A 19,793-nucleotide genomic window follows, 5' to 3' on the forward strand; every position below is an offset into this window, starting at 1 on the left:
ATGTGGAAGTTTGCGGGTAATAAGATCTGATTCTGGTCTTCTGTCCAGGTATTTCTTGTAGACTACTTTTTGGTCGAACCCAGTAGGCCGTTGAGAAACGTAATGAGGAACACTATGCAGTGTTATGAGTGGCCTTGCCACGAATTAACGGCTTGCTAAAAGTATTGTAGTCATCTGTTTTCATTATAGGAGAAAGCCTATGATTTTCTGGCGCGTCAAATCGCTGGACTCCATCATGGCCACAGCCGAGAAAAAATGTCTTCAACGTTCCCTGGGGGTGTGGCAATTGACTCTGTTGGGAGTTGGCGCAGTCATAGGAACCGGTATTTTCGTACTGACAGCCGAGGCTGCACAAAAAGCCGGTCCTGGCATGATGATCTCTTTCGTCATCGCTGGTTTCGTTTGTGCAGTAGCGGCACTGTGCTATTCCGAGCTTGCCTCGATGGTGCCGGTATCCGGATCCGCTTATACTTATTCTTACGCAGTATTGGGTGAATTAATCGCCTGGATGGTGGGATGGGCGCTGATTCTGGAATACTCTGTTGCAGCCGGTGCGGTGGCTGTGGGATGGTCAGGTTATTTCGTTGGATTGCTGAATAATTCCTCGTTGGGAATTGAAATCCCTTTCGCGCTGGCAAACGGCCCTTTTGCCGGAGGCATTATCAATCTACCGGCAGTCGTCATTTGTATTCTGGTGGCCGCTTTGTTGATTATCGGGACACGGGAAAGTGCTACATTTAACGCCGTGCTGGTTGCAGTCAAGATTCTTGCACTGACAGCATTTACTGTGCTCGCATTGCCGATTACCAATATGGATCACTTTCATCCATTCTTGCCGTTGGGAGCTTCGGGAGTTGTCGCTGCAGCAGCATCCATTTTCTTTGCGTATGTCGGTTTCGATGCTGTTTCAACAGCAGCGGAGGAAACCAAGGATCCACAGCGTAATTTACCCATTGCGCTGGTGGGCTCATTGTTGATTTGTACCTTGTTTTACCTGTTGATATCCATCGGTGTGGTTGGAGCGACAGGCGCGCAACCGTTGATCAATGCGGCAGGGGAAGGCATTATGCCCGGCTCCATGGAAATGGCCGAGCAATGCAAAGTGCTCGCGGCTGAAGGGCAGCGGCCGGTGGTTTGCTCGCAAGAAGCACTGGCACATGTATTGCGCGAAATCGGATGGGTAAAAATCGGAAATCTGATTGGTCTGGCAGCTTTCCTGGCGCTGCCTTCAGTCATTCTCATGATGTTGTTCGGACAAACGCGCATTTTCTTCGTCATGTCGCGTGATGGTCTGCTGCCGGAAGTATTGAGCCATATTCATCCACGCTTCAAAACTCCGTATATCGTGACGTTAATCACTGGGTTGATTGTTACTGCATCCGCTGCTTTTCTGCCGGTGGGTAAACTGGCAAATATCTCTAACTCCGGAACATTGTTTGCTTTTCTGGTAGTGGCGCTGTCCGTCATGATTCTGCGGGTTAAGGATAAAAACCGCACGAGACCCTTTAAAACGCCAGCAATCTGGCTGGTAGGGCCGATTGCAATTGGTGGCTGCCTGATCCTCTTTATGTTTCTGCCACTGGATGCCCAGCTGGTATTTCCGATCTGGACAGGCATTGGACTGATTTTCTATTTTCTGTATGGTTATCGTAGAAGTCATGTTCTGCTGGGCATTGACACCCCCTCTGGTGGTGAAAACCTGATCGAGCCGCTTCATTCCCTGGTGGAGTGTGATGAAACAAACGGGGTGGAGGATAAATAGCGCTCCATATCAAATCCTGATCGTATTTTATGGTGGCTGCCTGCATTCATTATTCACCCGGTTATATCTCATTGATCTCGTTCAACTGCCTGCAGATCATAACGGTAGCCCGCCCCATAAACCGAGTGAATTACTTCTTCTTCCGGGATGAGTTCTGTGAGTTTCTTCCTCAATTTCTTGATGTGGCTGTCTATCGTTCTGTCTGAAACGATGCGCTGATCTGGATAGATCCGATCCATGAGTTGTTCGCGTGAAAAAATGCGCCCAGGCTGCTGATACAGCACGTGGAGTAGTTGAAATTCCACAGCAGTCAGCTCGATTTCACGTTGGTTATATTGCACTCTGAAACTTTGTGGATCCAACCTGAGAATCTGATCTGCCGTATCAATACCCATAGCGGCCGGCTGTTGCCTGCGTAACACGGCCTTGACGCGTGCCACCATTTCCCGCGGGCTGAACGGTTTGCAGATGTAATCATCGGCACCCATTTCCAGGCCCAGCAAGCGATCTATTTCTTCAGCACGTGCAGTGACCATGATGATCGGTATTTGGCTAAAACTGCGAATGTCACGGCAGATTTCAAGGCCATCACGGCCTGGTATCATCAGATCGAGCAATACCAATTCAACTGGATTTTCTTTCAGCCAGGGAATAACTTCCGACCCCTGATCCAGACAATGTGTCCGGAATCCTGCATGTTGCAGATAATCAGCTTCCAACTTGGCCAGTTTGGGCTCATCTTCAACGATCAGAATGCGATTCATGAGTGATTTATCCTGCAATTGGCAGTTCAATGTGTATTAACAGACCTTCCAGGTGTGAATGGGAGGCTGTTAGTGTACCTTCGTGAGCTTTGACAATATTGCTGCAAATAGCCAATCCCAACCCGGCTCCACCCAGGTGTCGATTACGTGAAGGATCAACCCGATAAAAACGATCAAACAGATGTGTAATATCCTGTTCGGAAACGCCGGGACTACTATCAGCCAGCTCGATAATCAGTTTGCCTCCCGACCGCTGCACCGTAACTTCCATCCGTCCTCCTGGATCGGTATGGTGCAGGCTGTTGGACAGCAGATTGCGAAACAATTGCGACAGTCGATCAGGATCGGCGTTGACCAGTGTAGATTTGAATAATCGACTGACCCATTTAATATCGATTTCCTTATTGTTGAAATCGGATGCGAAAGTTGCCAGATCGTCCCTCAGTAGCGGTACCGGATCGAGTAGCGTTTTGCGGTAACTCAAGCCGCCCTGATCAGATAAAGCAAGTTGGTAGAGATCTTCCGTCAGACGATTAAGACGCATGACATCGCTGGACAAGGATTCGATTGTCTCGTGGTTAAGTGGATGGACGCCGTCCAGTACGGCTTCCAGCTCACCGCGCAGAATTGTCAGTGGGGTACGCAATTCATGCGAAATATCGGCCACCCAGCGTCTGCGGCTTTGTTCTGCCTGATCCAATGCGGCGGCCATATTGTTGAAATTCAATGCCAGCTGTCCGGTTTCATCGTTTGATATGACCGGTAATCTGGTTTTGTAATCCCCGGTTGCCAGCTGCTTTGCTGCTGCTGCGATTTGCTTGAGTGGCCGGCCAAGATGGTAGGCGAGAAACCAGGCGATTAACGCAGATAGCAGAATCATGACTGTGGCGATCCAGAAAAACAGATTGGTCTGTTGCTCCATGAAATAAATATCACTGGCCTGACTCACCGGATTCCCGGGCAGCAACCCGAGAAATCCTACTGTTTGATATTTACTCTGGATCGGGTACAAATCCAGCTGAGGCAGTAATTCTTCCCGTCCGAACAAAATTGATTGATCCGCGTCCAGTAGCATCACGCGCAGTCCGAATGGCATCCATCTTTTTCCGGCTTTTTCGGAGGTTATTGCGGGGGGCCACCATTGATCCGGCTCTTGTCGGGCTTGTTCGATTATCCATTGTGGTGGACGACGTTGATGTGGATCCGTGTGCCACAGCAGTGCTACCCAATCCTGCTTGTTTCTTGTCAAATCGTCCCAGCCGTGATGATCGGTGTAGTATTCCTCCAGCACATCAATAATTTTATCCAGACGCTCCTGTTGTCTTTTTTCGATAAATTCGGTAAACCCCCGTTCCAGTGACCAGCGAGTGAAAAAATGCATACCCATTACCACCAGAAAAGTGGTCAGCAAAAAGGCCAGAAATAGTTTAATTCTGATTGACATGATGATACGGATGTAAAGTTGGAGAACCTCTGAAAAACGTCAGCGAGGTAGTCAGTTCAAGACAAAAATCGGCGAAAAAGCGGAGTGTATACGTAATAAATGAGCATCTTGAGCCGATTTTTAACGCCGAAAACAACGCAGGTAGTTTTTCAGAAGTTCCTTAGGCGCTCTTATGGAAAGCTGTGCTGCTGCCATTGCTGCGATAAAACGGGCCTTACAATGTCTTTGCCGCCGAAAACTCCAGTACTTGCCGGTCGCGCCCGATTGCCGCAACAGCAACGGTGGCACCTTTTTCCTGATAGCGAACCAGACAGTCGCGCGCAGTAATATCACCTTCAATTTCAATTGCATCCCATGATTGGGCGTGGCCAGCGTAATTGATGGTCAGGTCGTAGTGGACACTCCAGAAAAAGGGTACATCCTGAAATTTTTTGTTTGCTCCCAGTAAATTTTCAGCAACTGTTTGCCCTTGTCGCTCTGCTACCACCCAATGTTCGATGCGCAATGTCTGGCCACTTGCTGCATCATGCCAGCGAGCCACATCACCTGCAGCATAAATACCCGGTACGCTGGTTTGTAGATATTCATCGACCAATATGCCGCGATCAATATGGATATCGGCTGATTCAGCCAATGCGGTACGGGGCCGTACACCTATGCCAAGAATGACGAGATCGGCAGCTAGTTTGCTGCCGTTGCTTAATGTCACTGATTCCGATTCGATGTGCGTCAGGGATGTTTTCATGTGGAATATCACGCCATGTTCTTCATGCAGGCTGCGGATAAAATCACCCAGTTCCGGGCCAAGTACGTTTTGCAACGGACATTCGTCAAGTGACACAATATGGACATTCAGGCCGCGTACACGTAGAGAAGCCGCCACTTCCAGACCGATAAATCCCGAGCCGAGCACTACGGCTGTCCTGGCATTTTTTGCATGCTCAATGATGTGGCGGCTATCGGCAAAAGAACGCAGGGTGAACACATGTGCGCCATCCTGACCGGGAATAGGAGGCCGAACGGGTTCAGCTCCGGTGGCCAGTACGAGGCGATCGAACGGGAAGCTGCGGCCATCTTTTGTCAGTATCTGATGATTGAGCGTGTCAATGCGCTGGACAGCGGTATTAAGCTGCAGATCAATATGGTGATCTGTGTAGAAATCTTCCGACCGCAAGGGCATCCATTCTTCAGGTGCAGTACCGGCAAGATAATCTTTTGACAAGTTGGGACGATCACAAGGTGCATCGGTGTCATCACTTAATAATGTCAGATTTTTCTGGTAACCGCGTCTGCGTAACATTTCTGCACAGGCAAATCCTGCTGCGCCACCGCCCACGATCACGATGTTTTCGAGCTGATCCGCGACCGGGACAAGTAGTGCGGGTTGCGGTGTGGCTGTGATCTGGCCGCGGACAAAAATATGGTCTCCATCACGTTCAACTTTCCAGCAGGGCAGGGGATCAAAAGCGGGCGCCCTCAGCGCTTCGCCGCTGCGTAATGAAAAACAGGCGTGATGCCAAGGACATCGTACCGTATCGCCAACAACCAGGCCCTCTTCCAAAGGGGCTCCGTAATGCGTGCAATTGCCACCAATCGCCATGACATCATTGCCAACACGAGCCAGGACTACGGATTCATCGCCCACTTTTCCGCGCAGCAGCTGTTGATTACCAAAATCCGCCAGGGAAATTCCTTTAGTCAGATCCGGTTCTGGTTTTTTTGTTATATCTGAAGTCATTGCAATTCTCCTTTCAAAAATCCGGGTGTAAAACTGCCTGATGGTGGGCCGATTGCTTGTTTCATTGCCATCTGACAGGTGCCATCTGCTGTGGTAAGTATGGCACATGCAGTCGGAGGGGGTAAAAAAACAGATTGCAAAGGAATCGCTGATTAAATTCCACATGGCCGCACACTGTGTTTTGCGGATGGAATATAGTCGGTATGCTGGGCTTCGGATCCGGATTTTATGCCGGGAGACAGTGATTTTGGAGAATGGGGCGTGGTAATCGATTTTTCACACGCTCGCCGGTGTTGCCAAACCAGTATAATCAATGCTTTTTTAATTTATCAAGAGGAAGCATGATGCATACCGGTACTACCCTTACCCAGTTCATCATTGAAGATCAGCGTCACATTGCGGGCGCAAGTGGCGATTTCACCGCATTACTGAACGATATTGTGACCGCTATCAAAACTATTTCCAATGCAGTGAACAAGGGCGCGCTGATTGGTGTCATGGGGGCGCTGGATACAGAAAATATCCAGGGTGAAACGCAAAAGAAGCTGGATGTGATCACCAATGAAATCATGATTCAGAGCAATGAGTGGGCCGGTCATCTGGCGGGTATGGCTTCAGAAGAGATGGATGATGTTTATTCGATCCCGAAGCAATATCCGCTGGGAAAATATTTGCTGGTATTTGATCCATTGGATGGCTCCAGCAACGTTGATATCAATATTTCGGTCGGGACTATTTTTTCGATTTTGCGCGCTCCAGTATCTGGGCAGGCTGCCAGCATGGAGGATTTTTTGCAGCCCGGCACCAAACAAATCTGCGCCGGCTATGCTTTGTATGGCTCTTCTACCATGCTGGTGCTGACTACGGGGAATGGCGTTAATGGTTTTACGCTGGATCGCGATATCGGCGAATTCGTGCTGACGCATCCGGGCATGAAAATTCCTGCGGATACCAGGGAGTTCGCTATCAACTCCTCTAATCAGCGTTTCTGGGAAGCGCCGGTACAGCGGTATGTATCGGAATGCCTGGCAGGCAGTACAGGTCCGCGTGGCCGTGATTTCAATATGCGCTGGGTAGCTTCAATGGTGGCGGAAGTACATCGCATTCTGACCCGGGGGGGTATTTTTATGTATCCGCGCGATACCAAGGATCCAGCCAAACCTGGCCGACTGCGTTTGATGTATGAAGCCTGCCCGATGAGTTTTATCGTTGAACAGGCAGGGGGAATATCTTCAACCGGTTACGAGCGTATTCTGGAGATTACACCAGAGAATCTGCACCAGCGTGTGCCCGTGATTCTGGGCTCAAAAAACGAGGTTGAGGTAGTGCTAAGCTACCACAATACCTGATGATTTGGTAACCTTTGGGCGCCTGCGCGCCGCTCATTATCCAGAGAACCTCTGATTGAACCTCACATGCAGGAGAGGTGACATCTACTGGGATCCATACAACTTCCGGCCTCGGGATGATGCGTTTGTCGGGGCACATTTTGTTATTACCTCGCGTTTCAAGCAAAATTCAGAGGCAGGGTGTTTTCCAGTAGTCCAAGCGTGCCTTGCAGAGCTATGGCGACGGATTGTCGCCGGATGGCTTCGCGGTCGCCGCTGAGGTGACAGGTTCTGCTGTTTGCAGATTTTATGAGTGCAGTTTTAAGCACCCAGGCGAAACACACGGTTCCAACCGGTTTTTCTGCAGAGCCGCCGGAGGGCCCGGCGATGCCGGTTACGGACACTGCAATTTGTGCCTGGCTCATGGTGAGCGCGCCTTGTGCCATTTCGCGCGCGGTTTGTTCGGATACAGCGCCAAACTGTGTCAGCGTTAGTAGTTGTACGCGTAACATTTGTTGTTTGGATAAATTGCTGTAGGTAATGAAGCCGCGGTCGTACCAATCGGAGCTGCCGGAGATCGCGGTGATGATCTGTCCGATCCAGCCGCCAGTACAGGATTCTGCCGAAACCAGTTTTAGTGTGTTGTCTTTGAGTGCCTGTCCGGTTTGCCAGGCGAGTTCCAGCAACATTTTATCATCCGGAATGATTGGAGCTTCACTCAAAAGTAGCTCTCGTACAAAACCATTGATTTCCAGCCCGCGAGACAAAGCAGGGTATAAAATGCTGCCAGCAAGTCATCCAGCATGACACCCAATCCTCCTTTGAGCTTGCTGTCCAGATAGCCGATGGGTGCGGGTTTGACAATATCAAAAAACCGAAACAGCAGGAAAGCGGCAAGCTGCCAGCCCCAGTGGGCTGGTGTGAAAAACAGGATCAGCATGAAGGCGACGATTTCATCCCATACCATGCCGGAATGATCGGGGGAATTGAGAGCCCGTCCGGTGACTGCACATGCCCAGATGCCCATGATGAAAAAAACATCAATGATCAGCAGCAGCGAAGCAGGTTCGAGAATCGAATCCAGAAGCTGGTAGAGCGGAATGGCGGCAAGCGTGCCGAAAGTACCTGGCGCATAGCGGATGAGGCCGACACCAGCGCCCATTGCAATGAAATGTGCAAGCCGGACGTGCACAAAGGTGATATCTGGTTTGAGCGGTGTTTGGCGTTGTGGCGAATAGTCATCGTGTAAGGAAGTGATCATAGCCTTTTTTATTGAAAATGAGCGGGCTGCCGCTGGTGTTCAGTACAGTCAATCCTTTTCCCGGCACTATTTCTCCGATGCGAGAAAGTTTTATACCGGCTTGTCGTGCAATGAGATCGCGTCTGTTTTTCGGCACAGTGAAACACAGTTCGTAATCATCACCGCCTGATAATAAACAGTCAATAGCCAATTGCCGGGCAGCATTTTCCGGCTGTAGCCTGTTTTTCAATGCTGGGGAACAGGGGATGCAATTGAAATCGATTGTAGCGGCAACCTCGGAGCGTTTCAGAATATGTCCGAGATCGGCCAGCAGGCCATCAGAGAGATCAATCGCACTGTGTGCCACATTTACCAGTGCCTTTCCAAGAGTGACACGAGGGGCGGGGGTGTGCAAGGCGGACAGACAGGAAGCGGCTTCCTGTTCTGTCAGCGGTATGCGTTGTTGCAGAAATTGTAATGCCAGAGCGGCATCGCCCAGAAAACCGGATACCCAGATATCGTCTCCCGGCCTGGCGCCGCTTCGCTGAAGTGCCTTGCCCCGTTCAACCTCGCCAATGATCTGCACACTGATATTGAGCGGGCCACAGGTCGTATCTCCACCAATCAGCTCGATCTGATACTGATCTGCCAGTGCGAAAAAACCACTGGAAAAAGCCTTGAGCCAGGCATCATCCTGTGCAATTGTTTCAGTTAATGTCAGGGAGAGTGTTATCCAGCGCGGTGTGGCACCCATGGCAGCCATATCGGAAAGATTAACAGCCAGCACCTTGTGGCCGAGTGTGGCAGGCTCGGTATCAGGGAAAAAATGTCGTCCTGCAACCAGTGTGTCAACCGATATTGCCCAGTCCGTTTCTGCTTTGCAGGCAATCAGTGCGGCATCATCTCCTGGCCCCAGCAGTGCATCGCATGCAGGACGTGAAAAATAGCGATCAATGATATTAAATTCGGAGTTCATAGCTATTTCACTTATGGAAAAATATTAAAATGTGTTAGAGGCAGTTGATGTTGTTCCATTTTAGCTGTGCGAGCGTTAAGGATGAAAGAACAAAAATACCAGCAAATATCGAGAATCTGCCTTGTGGTGTTATTAACAGCTTATTGTCAGTTAAATGTGGCGGGAGCAGAAGATCGTTGGCTGCCAGTCGTGACGCTCGGTATTCTGGAGCATACAATCATTGCCGAGGTGGCAGATACAGCTTCCAAACGTTCGACAGGATTGATGCACCGCACATATCTGCCGGAAGACAGTGGCATGCTGTTTATCTTTCCGACAACCGGCATTCACTGCATGTGGATGAAAGATACTGTTCTTCCTTTGAGTGTTGCTTTTCTGGATGAAGCAAAAAAAATTGTCAATATTGCTGAGATGATTCCAGAGACTTTGATTCCCCACTGTTCTGTCCGTGCTGCCCGTTATGCGCTGGAAATGAACACTGGCTGGTTCGCCGCACGAAAAATCAAAGTGGGAGATCGGCTCACAGGCGCTATAAATTCCGACAATATGCAGTAGAAAGCCTGCATGAAGATTATGCGGGCTGTCATGGATGTGTACGCACCATCTCGTGGTGGACTGCCCCCGCCTTTCGTATATAAAATCTAAAATTCCTATTTGTGTTTGGGGTGCCTGGAAAAGGATTGCGAATGAGACGTATGGCGCTCTCATTTTTATTCAATTGTCATGATACAATTTGACTCCCGTTGGAAACAGTTACTGAGCTCCCGAAAGAGATGTAATTCGCCTCAGCAGATCACGCGCTATTGTTGTATATTGAAACGGACAGGAGTTTTTTCAATCACTCGGAAACGAAGAGATAGGAAATGAAATACTGTTTCACCAATGGTATTGATTTAGCTATCGCATCATTGATCAAGGGTTGGGACAATTTATTTTCGGGGGTAATCTCGAATTATCACTCATTGAGCCGACGCTATGATTACCGCTATCGATTCCATTACTCTAATGACCGGCTTGACCACCGAACCGGATGTTTTCTACCTTGTTGCTGAGCCTGATCGGAGCGATTGTTCGACGCCAGGCATCATGTACGGATATATGGTGACGGTTAAATTGAGGATAGCAGTGCAGGCAGCCATAGCTGCTATCTGCAGCAGGTGTTTCCGGATCAATTGCGGCAGATAGGAGGCGGAAAGTATGTTTGCCATCATTGAGGCCAAACGGGCCGGACTTCTCACTAGGCCGCACTGGGCCAGGAATCTGGTTGCAGGAGTTATTGTAGGCATTGTGGCTTTGCCGCTGGCGATGGCGTTTGCCATTGCTTCAGGCGTTAAACCGGAACAAGGGCTGTATACCGCGATTATTGCCGGTCTGGTGGTGTCGATATTTGGCGGAAGCCGTACCCAGATTGCTGGCCCTACCGGCGCTTTTATCGTGATCCTTTCAGGAATTGTGGCGGAGCACGGTGTCGATGGATTGCAGTTGGCAACGCTCATGGCCGGAGTAATTCTTTGTCTGCTCGGTGTTGCCCGTATGGGCGGCGTTATCCGTTATATCCCTCTGCCGGTTATCATGGGTTTCACTGCCGGAATCGGAGTGGTTATCTGGGTAGATCAATGGCCAGGCTTTTTTGGATTGCCGGCAGTACAGGGGCATTATTTCCATGAAAAATTCTGGTTTATGCTACAGCGTTTCTCCAGTCTGGATTTGTTGACCACTGTATTTGGCGTCGGATCGCTGATTCTGATGCTGTTACCGCGCAATGTTCGCTGGTTGCGCCATATACCGGGACCTTTGCTGGTGCTGGTGGTGGCAACTATTATTCAGGGGATTTTTCATTTTCCGCAACTGGCTACTGTCGGGAGTACTTTTGGCGAAATTCCACGCAGTCTGCCAGCATTTGTATGGCCACAGTGGTCTCTCGACAAACTGATTGATCTGACGGGACCGGCATTTGCCATCGCGATGCTCGGGGCCATCGAATCTCTGCTTTCAGCTGTCGTGGCGGACAGTATGGCAAATACTCGCCATGATTCTAACGCCGAGCTGATCGGTCAGGGGGCTGCCAATATTCTTTCACCATTATTCGGTGGTATTGCGGCGACTGGCGCTATCGCACGAACGGCTACCAATATTCGCAGCGGCGGCAACAGCCCGCTGGCCGGCATAATCCATTCTGTTACCTTGGTGCTGATTTTATTGCTGCTGGCGCCATTGGCACGTGATATTCCTCTGGCGGCACTGGCTGCCATATTGTTCGTGGTTGCCTGGGATATGAGCGAGATGCCGCGTGTCATCCGATTGATACGCCGTGCGCCGCAGGCTGATGTTGTTATTCTGCTGGTCACTTTTCTATTGACGGTTTTTGTTGACCTGGTAGTTGCGGTCAATATCGGGATTGCTCTTGCAGTTTTGCATTTTCTGCGTCGTATGGCAGAAAGTTCCGATGTGATTCCGCAGACTCGCGAAGCTTTGTGTGAGGAACTGGGCGGTACCGACCCGGTGATAAATGCGCAACAACCAGAGCTGGAAATTTTTAAAGTACGTGGCCCGCTGTTTTTTGCTGCAGTGGAACACCTGAAAAGCACTTTGGAAGCTTCCCAGGCTGAAGTGGTGGTACTTCGGCTGGAGCAGGTTCCCTTTATGGATGTGACTGCGATCCAGGTGTTGGATCGGATCGTGATGGATTTTCAGGCGCGTGGTGCTTGTCTGATATTATGTGGTGCCAATGTTCGTGTCGCACGTAAATTACGTAATATGGGGATAGTTGATCGGCTGGGTCCGGATGGATTCCAGCCTGATCTGCAGAAAGCGATGGATTATTTATACGAACGATACTGCCAACCGCAGATTGACTGATCAACACTATCGCATGTTCGGCAGTATGCCTTTGACGGCCCGCATCATTTTTGCCATACCTCCTTTGTGCATCATTTTCATCATTTTGCGTGCCTGTTCAAATTGTGAGAGCAGGCGGTTGACTTCCTGTACAGAAACGCCGGAGCCAGCAGCAATGCGACGCTTGCGGGATGCTTTTATAATCTCTGGTTTGGTTCGTTCTCTGGGTGTCATGGAGTTGATGATACCTTCAGTGCGGTTGATGGTTTTTTCATCAACATTCATGTTTTGGGCGGCCTGGTTCAACTGGTAAGGCAGTTTTTCCAGCATGGCGCTCATCCCGCCCATTTTTTTCATTTGCTGAAACTGTTGCTGAAAATCGTTGAGATCAAAATTTTTGCCTGATTTCATTTTTTTCATCAGGCGTTCTGTTTCTTTCTGATCCGAAGTTCGCTGTGCTTCCTCGATCAGTCCAAGCACGTCTCCCATACCCAGGATACGTGAAGCCATGCGATCGGGATGAAATGGTTCCAGTCCGTTCAGCTTCTCGGTGACACCGGCAAATTTGATTGGCTTACCGGTGATGTGCCGGACGGATAGTGCCGCACCTCCGCGCGCATCTCCATCCAGCTTGGTGAGAATCACACCCGTCAGTGGCAGTACTTCAGCAAAGGCTTTGGCTGTATTGACCGCATCCTGACCCTGCATGGCATCGACGACAAACAGGGTTTCGACCGGTTTCAGCAATTGTTCCAGCTCGCTGATTTCCTGCATCATAGCTTCATCGATACCCAGTCTCCCGGCGGTATCGACAATTACCACGTCGTGATGATGCTTGCGTGCAAAATCCAGCGCAGCGGTACAAATTTCAGCAGGCCGCTGACTGGTTTGTACTGGGAAAAAATCAGCTCCGGTTTGTTCAGCCAGCAACATCAACTGATCGATTGCAGCAGGGCGATAAACGTCGCAGGATACCAGCAATACTTTTTTCTTTTTCTGCTCCATCAGCCACTTCGCTAGCTTGCCGCTGCTGGTGGTTTTCCCGGCGCCCTGCAATCCCGCCATTAAAATGACAGCAGGCGGAGCGGTATTCAGGTTGAGTTCTGATTTTTCTCCACCCATGATGGCAACCAATTCATCGTGGACAACGCCGATCAGCGCTTGTCCGGGAGAAAGTTTATCCAGCACTTCGTGGCCGATTGCGCGCTGTCTGACTCGTTCGATGAATATTTTGATTACCGGCAAGGCTACGTCTGCCTCGATCAAGGCCATGCGCACCTCGCGCAGTGCATCCTGGATATTGCTTTCGGTCAGGCGTGCTTCGCCACGCAATGTTTTGATGACACCGGAAAGTCGTTCGGTCAAATTGTCAAACATGTAAACTCCTGTAGAAACGGTATTTGCAGATGAGAGTTGTTCCCTGTGCTAAACTTTATGGAAACTGTCAAACAGCACTTCAGCTTTGTCCGGACGAAGGGTAGACTGGTTGTTTTCCACCAATTGTTCAGATCGATTGCCAATGCCCAGTATTTTAACTTATCTCAGTGCTTCGTTGCTTTACGGGATTGCCGGATGGTATTTCTGGCGAACCTTGCGCACAGCCGTGCCAGCATTACAGGCGAATGCTGCGGGCATGATACCGAACGTGAAATTACAGCAGTTTATGATGTTCATCCCTCTGATCGTGCATGGTGTGGTACTTTACCATTCCGTATTTATGGATGACATGCTGAGTTTCGGTGTCGGTAATGCCATTTCAGCCATTGTGTGGCTGACTGCCTTGATCTATTGGGTGTCGGGGTTTTTTCCCTCGTTGCGGGGATTGCAAAATCTTATGGCACCAATTTCTGCCATAGCGGCAATTGCTGTTTTGGTTCCACTGTTGCTGCCTTCTGTTCATCCGCTGGCACATGCCGGAATGACAGCCTTTGTCACGCACTTGCTGGCAGCCATGCTGGCCTATAGCCTTTTCACGATTGCCGCTCTGCATGCGGCTCTTATGACACTTCTTGAACGTCGTCTGCACCATCCGGTGGTGTCCGCTATATTTGTGCAGCTGCCACCCCTGCTGGTGATGGATAAAATGCTGTTCCGCCTCGTGTGGATCGGTTTTATTCTGCTTAGCCTCACCTTGTTGAGCGGTATCGTGTTTTCAGAGGAGCTGTTTGGCAAGTCAGTGCCATTGACGCACAAGTCATTGTTTGGCTTCGTTTCGTGGGGAATATTCGCGGCTTTGCTTGCCGGGAGACATCTGTACGGCTGGCGTGGACGCACTGCGATTCGCTGGTTGCTGGCAGGGTTCGTGGCGCTTGTTCTGTCTTACCTTGGAAGCAAATTTGTGCTGGAAATCATTCTCGACCGGTAATTGGAAATCTGGAAGAGAGTTGTTGATCGCTTATCAGCTTCTGAAAACTCTGATTACCATACTACCGTTGCATCTTGCCAAGCAGCGTCCCAGACGTACACTTGGGTACTTCCAACTACGGTTTCTAGGATGAATGTCGCTGAGACCAATGTCCGGATGCTGGATGAGTTTACAGATGCCTTGTGGCTGGAAGATGGTTTATCGCGTAATACACTCGCCAGCTATCGATCTGATTTGATGCAACTGGTCGAATGGCTCAATCGACAGGAACGGGCAAACGTGTCATTGAGAGAAATAACACAAGCTGATTTACTGGCTTTTCTGTCAGACAGAATCGGGCAGGGGATGAAAGCGAGTACTACTTGCAGAACACTGGCCTGTATCAAACGGTTTTACCGGTATCTGCTGCGTCAGGGAAAGATTTTTGTCGATCCTGCTGTCAATATAGATAATCCAAAAATTTCCCGTCATCTCCCTGTAAGCCTGACTGAATCTGAAGTGGAAGCACTGCTGGCAGCCCCGGATACCCGGCAGCCACTTGGTTTACGTGACCGTGCCATGCTGGAGGTACTCTATGCTGCAGGATTGCGTGTTTCAGAACTGGTTGGGTTGGGCATTGCCCAGATCCGTCAGGATATGGGCGTGGCACGTATCCTGGGCAAGGGCAGCAAGGAGCGTCTGATTCCCTTGGGAGAAGAGGCGCTGCACTGGCTGGGTTTGTATCTTACGCAAGCGCGCCCGGTATTGCTGGCAGGCAAACACAGCAATATGTTGTTTGTTACGACACGAGGGGATGCCATGACCCGCCAGGCGTTCTGGTATTTGATCAAGCGTCACGCACAACAGGCCGGGATTGTAAAATTGCTGTCACCCCATACACTTCGCCACGCGTTTGCCACCCATTTGCTTAATCATGGCGCCGATTTGCGCGTGGTGCAGCTGCTGCTGGGCCATAGTGATATTGCAACTACGCAAATTTATACCCACATTGCACGCGAGCGGCTCAGGCAGCTGCATGCCCGGCATCATCCAAGGGGGAAGCTGTAGCGACACACTGGACGTGTTAAAGAGTCTCTGAGAAACGATTTGCGTTGTCTTTATGCGTTAAGAGTCGGCCCAAAATGCTCATTTATTACGCATAAACTCCGCCTTTTTGCCGACTTCTGTCTTGAACTGACTGCCTCGTTAACATTTTTCAGAGGCTCCTTAGCTGCAGCATAATGACGGACGTACTCACCCTCATCGTTAGCGCATCCGCCATAGATACAATGTTCAGTTACGGATCAATCCTTTGTTTCTACCTGTACCAAAGGTTCGGAGCTTGTTGTATCCGGTTCTGCTGAATGGTTGGGCCTGCTGCGCCGCTTTTTGACTGGTGCCAGGGATTCTTCTGGTATTTCGGATATTTTATCCGGAGCAGTTTCTATCATGATCAAGCCACTCTGAGCAAGATCAGGTAGCTCGATGGGGTGACGGGATTCCGAAGCCGAAGCAGCCTGTGGTTTAGCGCCTGATTCAGCATTAGTATTTATTGGTTCAGTTACCCTGATAGATGTTATTTCCTGTGCTATCGCAATGGCATCAGTGGATGCTGTCGGTATAATATGCTGAGTCGGCTCTAAGGGAGGCAGGAATGAAAGCTTTGTGTCTTCCTTATCATCAGTCGAAGGTGCAACCGGTTCGGTATTCTTGCTGTCAGTAACCTGGGCAGCCTTACCTGATTCTATGATTTTGCCTGTATCTTCCCGATCGCGATGCATTCCTCCGCGGCGACGGCGTGAACGGCTTCTTCTATCTGTTTTTCTTTCGTTAACAGAATCTTCTGCTGGTATCGTGTTTTCCCCGGTTGTCGTTGTATCAGGCAGGTTACCTTCCGCCCCGGGTTCCTGCATTTGCTTCTGCTCTTGTCGGCTGGCTTTATGGCGATGACGGCTACCGTTGTTCGTATTTTCAACAGCATGTTCAGTTGTGGGTTCGAGTAGAGATGGATTGCCTGTTTCCTGTAATGCCTCGCTTGTCGTTGTACCTTGAATATTGTTTTTTGTATGCCTGTTACGGCCTCGATCGCGCCTGTTCCGGCTGCGTTCTCCACGGAGCGGTTTGGCCTGAGATTCCTCTGCTATCTGATCAGACTCCACCCGGTTGCTGCTTGCCGGCCTGAACAGACTGAAAAACTTGTCCAGGAATGAGAGTTGTTCCCGGGGTTTCTCTTCCGGAACGGGTGCGGGTTGTTCAGGTTTGATACCCGTTACCGCTGCTTTTGGTCGAACAGTCTTTTGCTCATGAGAGGTGGATGGCAGTGTGACTTCTTCAGTGGTTTTTTCCACCATTTCGTAGCTTGGTGGTAATTCCGCCGATTTGATATCTTCATGGCGCAGCCGGGTTATCGTGTAATTGGGTGTCTCCATATAGATATTGGGGATCAGGATAATTCCAACCTTCAGGCGTGCTTCAAGCCGATAGATCTCTGATCGTTTCTCGTTCAGCAGAAATGTGGCAACATCTACCGGCAACTGCACCTGCAGCATACTGGTTTGCTCTTTCATTGCTTCTTCCTGGATAATTCTGAGGATGTGCAGCGCGGATGAGTCTGTTCCCCGGATATGGCCAGTACCGTGACAACGGGGGCAAGGGATGTAGTTCCCTTCCCCGAGCGAGGGCCGCAGACGTTGACGGGACAACTCCAGCAGTCCGAAGCGGGAAATTTTGCCAATCTGGACACGCGCACGATCCAGGCGCAATGCCTTGAGCAGGCTGGTTTCCACTTCTCGCTGGTTGCGAGTGATTTCCATATCGATAAAATCGACGACCACTAGGCCTCCCAGATCGCGCAAACGTAATTGTCGGGTGATCTCATCGGTTGCTTCAAGGTTGGTGTTGAGCGCGGTGGCTTCTATGTCGGAACCCCGTATGGCGCGTGCCGAGTTGACGTCGATCGAAACCAGTGCCTCGGTATGATCAATTACGATCGATCCTCCTGAAGGCAGGGTAACCTGGCGGGAGTAGGCTGTTTCAATCTGGTGTTCGATCTGAAAACGGGAAAATAGCGGGATATCGTCCTGGTAGAGCTTTAACCGATCAACATTTGCCGGCATGACATTGGCCATGAACTGGTATGCCTGCTCGTATATTTCAGGATTGTCAATCAGAATTTCACCGATTTCCGCATGAAAATAATCGCGAATGGCACGGATCACCAGACTGCTTTCCTGATAAATCAGAAAGACGCCGCTTTCACTATTTGCTGCTTCCTCGATCGCGCGCCAGAGTTGCACCAGATAATTCAGATCCCACTGCAATTCCTCTTCATTGCGTCCGATCCCCGCGGTGCGTGCAATGATGCTCATGCCGTCAGGTACTTGGAGGTGGTTGATAACTTCACGCAGCTCCGCCCGTTCTTCTGCGCTGACGCGGCGAGAAATACCCCCTCCTTGTGGATTGTTGGGCATCAGAACGAGGTAGCGGCCAGCCAGCGAGATATAGGTTGTGAGCGCAGCACCTTTATTGCCGCGTTCATCCTTGTCAACCTGTACAATCAGCTCCTTGCCTTCGCGCAGCAGCTCACCGACACGATGGCTGGATCGTTCGGTCTTTTTGTCAAAACAGGTGGGCGCAATTTCCTTGTAGGGTAAAAAACCATGGCGCCCAGCACCGTAATCAACAAAAGCTGCTTCAAGACTGGGTTCAAGGCGCGTAACAGTGGCTTTGTAAATATTGCTTTTGCGTTGCTCCTTGCCTAAGGTTTCAATATCGATATCAATGAGCTTTTGCCCATCTACAATAGCGACACGCAGCTCTTCCGGCTGGGTCGCATTGAATAACATGCGTTTCATTTAGTGTCTCCCGCGCTCGGTGTACGGGTAAACCTTTCGTTCGCTGTCAGTGTGGCGTCCTAATATTTTTTGTACGGATTTGCCTGTGGTCCAAGTGCTGGACATGATACGAATAATGGTTTCGATATCCTGTGAGGTTGACCAATCGATAATGATCACTCGGCATCTCGATCTTCGGGCTGGCCGGATCAGGAATGAGTGAGGCACGGAGCCAGCAGAGAGCATACCCTGTATGGCCGGGTATGAGATCAGGAACTTGAATCTATGTATGTTTCGAGCGCGCAAATTAATTATCATCGCTACTTTTTAAAATGGTGAGCGACATTAACCATCCGGAAACTGGGTTCATCCAGCGTATGAAAACGAAACTCCGGGTATATGATTTCTTGATAGACCACGCAATTGCTTCATGGTGAAAAAACAGATTTACAGGAATTCGAGTTTGAAGAGTATAGGTAAAAGCAGTGTGCCCGGTAAAGAGAAAATTATACCGACTATTATATCGGAACATGCAGCTGTTAAACAGATTGATGAAACTGCTGAAGGGCAACGTATCGATAATTTTCTCATCAAACTACTCAAGGGTATACCCAGACGTCATATTTATCAATTGCTTCGCAGTGGCCAGGTGCGTGTCAACAGCAAACGCATTGATGCAAGCTATCGTTTGTTGCTGCATGACAAGGTGCGTATCCCACCCGTTCTCATGCGGGCAAAGCCAATATCTCATCAGGTGCCGTATCAGGCGGATCACCTTACTGTTCTGTATCAGGACGACGATCTGCTGGTGATCGATAAGCCGGCCGGGATCGCGGTTCATGGGGGTAGTGGTATCAGCTATGGTGTGATTGAACAGTTACGCCGGCAACACCCGGACTGGAAATTTCTGGAACTGGTGCACCGCCTTGATCGTGAAACGTCTGGTGTACTGCTGCTTGCCCGAAAACGGCGATCCTTGCTGGCGTTGCACGAGCAGATTCGCGAGGGGACAGTCCGGAAGCATTATCTGGCACTGGTTCGCGGGAAATGGAAAAATCCACTGCAAAATGTTCGCTTGCCATTGCATAAGTATTTAACTGCGGAAGGGGAACGACGTGTGGCAATAGCCACTGGCAGAAATGATCATGATAAGGTGCAGCAGGCGCATACGTTGTTTACTTTGCAGAGCGCCCGGGAAGACTTCAGTCTGCTTGATGCTGAGCTTAAAACCGGTCGCACTCACCAGATTCGGGTACATCTGGCGCATCTTGGTTTTCCAATTGCCGGAGATGATAAATATGGTGACTTCGGATTGAATAGACGATTGCAAAAAGATGACGGAAAAGGGCGGGTATTAAGGCGCATGTTTTTGCATGCTGCAGTATTTGTTTGTACACACCCGGTAACTGGCAATCTTTTGCGTCTGGAAGCACCTCTTCCGGATGAATTACGGATATTGCTGAGAAATCTGGATATGAATTTTAGAATGTCCTGATACTCCTGTCTGGAAGTTGATATTTCATATA

Annotated in this window: 15 protein-coding genes; 7 read left to right on the top strand and 8 right to left on the bottom strand. The window is 49.8% G+C overall.

What is annotated here, in order from left to right; translation table 11 throughout:
* Positions 1-199 precede the first annotated feature (199 nt).
* Entirely contained in the window at positions 200-1,762 is a 1,563-nt protein-coding gene (locus tag ABO04_RS05430) for an amino acid permease (RefSeq protein ID WP_160809677.1), read from the top strand.
* 68 nt (positions 1,763-1,830) lie between these two features.
* On the opposite strand, the gene ABO04_RS05435 is transcribed toward ABO04_RS05430, so the two are convergent.
* The 3 genes from ABO04_RS05435 to ABO04_RS05445 all read right to left on the bottom strand — a co-directional run bounded on the left by ABO04_RS05435 (position 1,831) and on the right by ABO04_RS05445 (position 5,708).
* Positions 1,831-2,526, bottom strand: coding sequence for a response regulator (locus ABO04_RS05435; protein ID WP_160809678.1), 696 nt, complete (start codon positions 2,524-2,526; stop codon positions 1,831-1,833).
* A gap of 7 nt (positions 2,527-2,533) precedes the next feature.
* Entirely contained in the window at positions 2,534-3,970 is a 1,437-nt protein-coding gene (locus tag ABO04_RS05440; protein ID WP_160809679.1) for an ATP-binding protein, read from the bottom strand.
* 214 nt (positions 3,971-4,184) lie between these two features.
* The gene (locus ABO04_RS05445) at positions 4,185-5,708 is read right to left on the bottom strand and encodes an FAD-dependent oxidoreductase (RefSeq protein WP_160809680.1); all 1,524 of its coding nucleotides are present in this window, start codon (positions 5,706-5,708) and stop codon (positions 4,185-4,187) included.
* Positions 5,709-6,052: 344 nt separating this feature from the next.
* On the opposite strand from ABO04_RS05445, the gene ABO04_RS05450 reads away from it, so the two are divergent.
* Positions 6,053-7,057, top strand: coding sequence for a class 1 fructose-bisphosphatase (locus tag ABO04_RS05450; protein WP_160809836.1), 1,005 nt, complete (start codon positions 6,053-6,055; stop codon positions 7,055-7,057).
* A 158-nt stretch (positions 7,058-7,215) separates the two neighbouring features.
* Here ABO04_RS05450 and ABO04_RS05455 read toward each other — a convergent pair whose 3' ends face one another.
* From ABO04_RS05455 to thiL, 3 genes are read right to left on the bottom strand one after another with little or no spacing between them, the layout of a single operon-like run.
* Complete coding sequence (locus tag ABO04_RS05455) at positions 7,216-7,758, bottom strand: nicotinamide-nucleotide amidohydrolase family protein (protein ID WP_240141432.1); 543 nt, start codon at positions 7,756-7,758, stop codon at positions 7,216-7,218.
* Positions 7,755-8,297 carry a phosphatidylglycerophosphatase A gene (locus ABO04_RS05460; RefSeq protein WP_160809681.1) on the bottom strand — a complete coding sequence of 181 codons (543 nt, stop codon included), beginning with the start codon at positions 8,295-8,297 and terminating at the stop codon, positions 7,755-7,757. Before ABO04_RS05460 ends, ABO04_RS05455 begins: the two co-directional genes overlap by 4 nt.
* Positions 8,275-9,252: a thiamine-phosphate kinase gene (thiL, locus tag ABO04_RS05465; RefSeq protein ID WP_160809682.1), complete on the bottom strand. Its 978-nt coding sequence runs from the start codon at positions 9,250-9,252 to the stop codon at positions 8,275-8,277. The genes ABO04_RS05460 and thiL overlap by 23 nt, the downstream gene beginning before the upstream one ends.
* 81 nt (positions 9,253-9,333) lie before the next feature.
* Between thiL and ABO04_RS05470 the strand changes: the two genes are divergently transcribed.
* Positions 9,334-9,807 (top strand): DUF192 domain-containing protein, encoded by a 474-nt coding sequence (locus tag ABO04_RS05470; RefSeq protein WP_160809683.1) that lies wholly within the window; start codon positions 9,334-9,336, stop codon positions 9,805-9,807.
* 642 nt (positions 9,808-10,449) lie between these two features.
* Positions 10,450-12,111, top strand: a complete 1,662-nt coding sequence (locus ABO04_RS05475; RefSeq protein WP_160809684.1) for a SulP family inorganic anion transporter — start codon at positions 10,450-10,452, stop codon at positions 12,109-12,111.
* Between the two features lie 6 nt (positions 12,112-12,117).
* Here ABO04_RS05475 and ffh read toward each other — a convergent pair whose 3' ends face one another.
* Positions 12,118-13,467, bottom strand: a complete 1,350-nt coding sequence (ffh, locus tag ABO04_RS05480; protein ID WP_160809685.1) for a signal recognition particle protein — start codon at positions 13,465-13,467, stop codon at positions 12,118-12,120.
* 142 nt (positions 13,468-13,609) lie between these two features.
* Between ffh and ccsA the strand changes: the two genes are divergently transcribed.
* Positions 13,610-14,455: a cytochrome c biogenesis protein CcsA gene (ccsA, locus tag ABO04_RS05485; protein ID WP_160809686.1), complete on the top strand. Its 846-nt coding sequence runs from the start codon at positions 13,610-13,612 to the stop codon at positions 14,453-14,455.
* Between the two features lie 129 nt (positions 14,456-14,584).
* Positions 14,585-15,502: a site-specific tyrosine recombinase XerD gene (gene xerD, locus ABO04_RS05490; RefSeq protein ID WP_160809687.1), complete on the top strand. Its 918-nt coding sequence runs from the start codon at positions 14,585-14,587 to the stop codon at positions 15,500-15,502.
* 236 nt (positions 15,503-15,738) lie between these two features.
* Here the strand turns inward: xerD and ABO04_RS05495 are convergent, their stop codons facing one another.
* The gene (locus ABO04_RS05495) at positions 15,739-18,288 is read right to left on the bottom strand and encodes an Rne/Rng family ribonuclease (RefSeq protein WP_160809688.1); all 2,550 of its coding nucleotides are present in this window, start codon (positions 18,286-18,288) and stop codon (positions 15,739-15,741) included.
* Positions 18,289-18,730: 442 nt separating this feature from the next.
* On the opposite strand from ABO04_RS05495, the gene ABO04_RS05500 reads away from it, so the two are divergent.
* The gene (locus ABO04_RS05500; protein WP_240141433.1) at positions 18,731-19,762 is read left to right on the top strand and encodes an RluA family pseudouridine synthase; all 1,032 of its coding nucleotides are present in this window, start codon (positions 18,731-18,733) and stop codon (positions 19,760-19,762) included.
* Positions 19,763-19,793: the final 31 nt, after the last annotated feature.

The organism is Nitrosomonas sp. HPC101 (genome assembly GCF_009833125.1).
Taxonomy (GTDB): Bacteria; Pseudomonadota; Gammaproteobacteria; order Burkholderiales; family Nitrosomonadaceae; genus Nitrosomonas.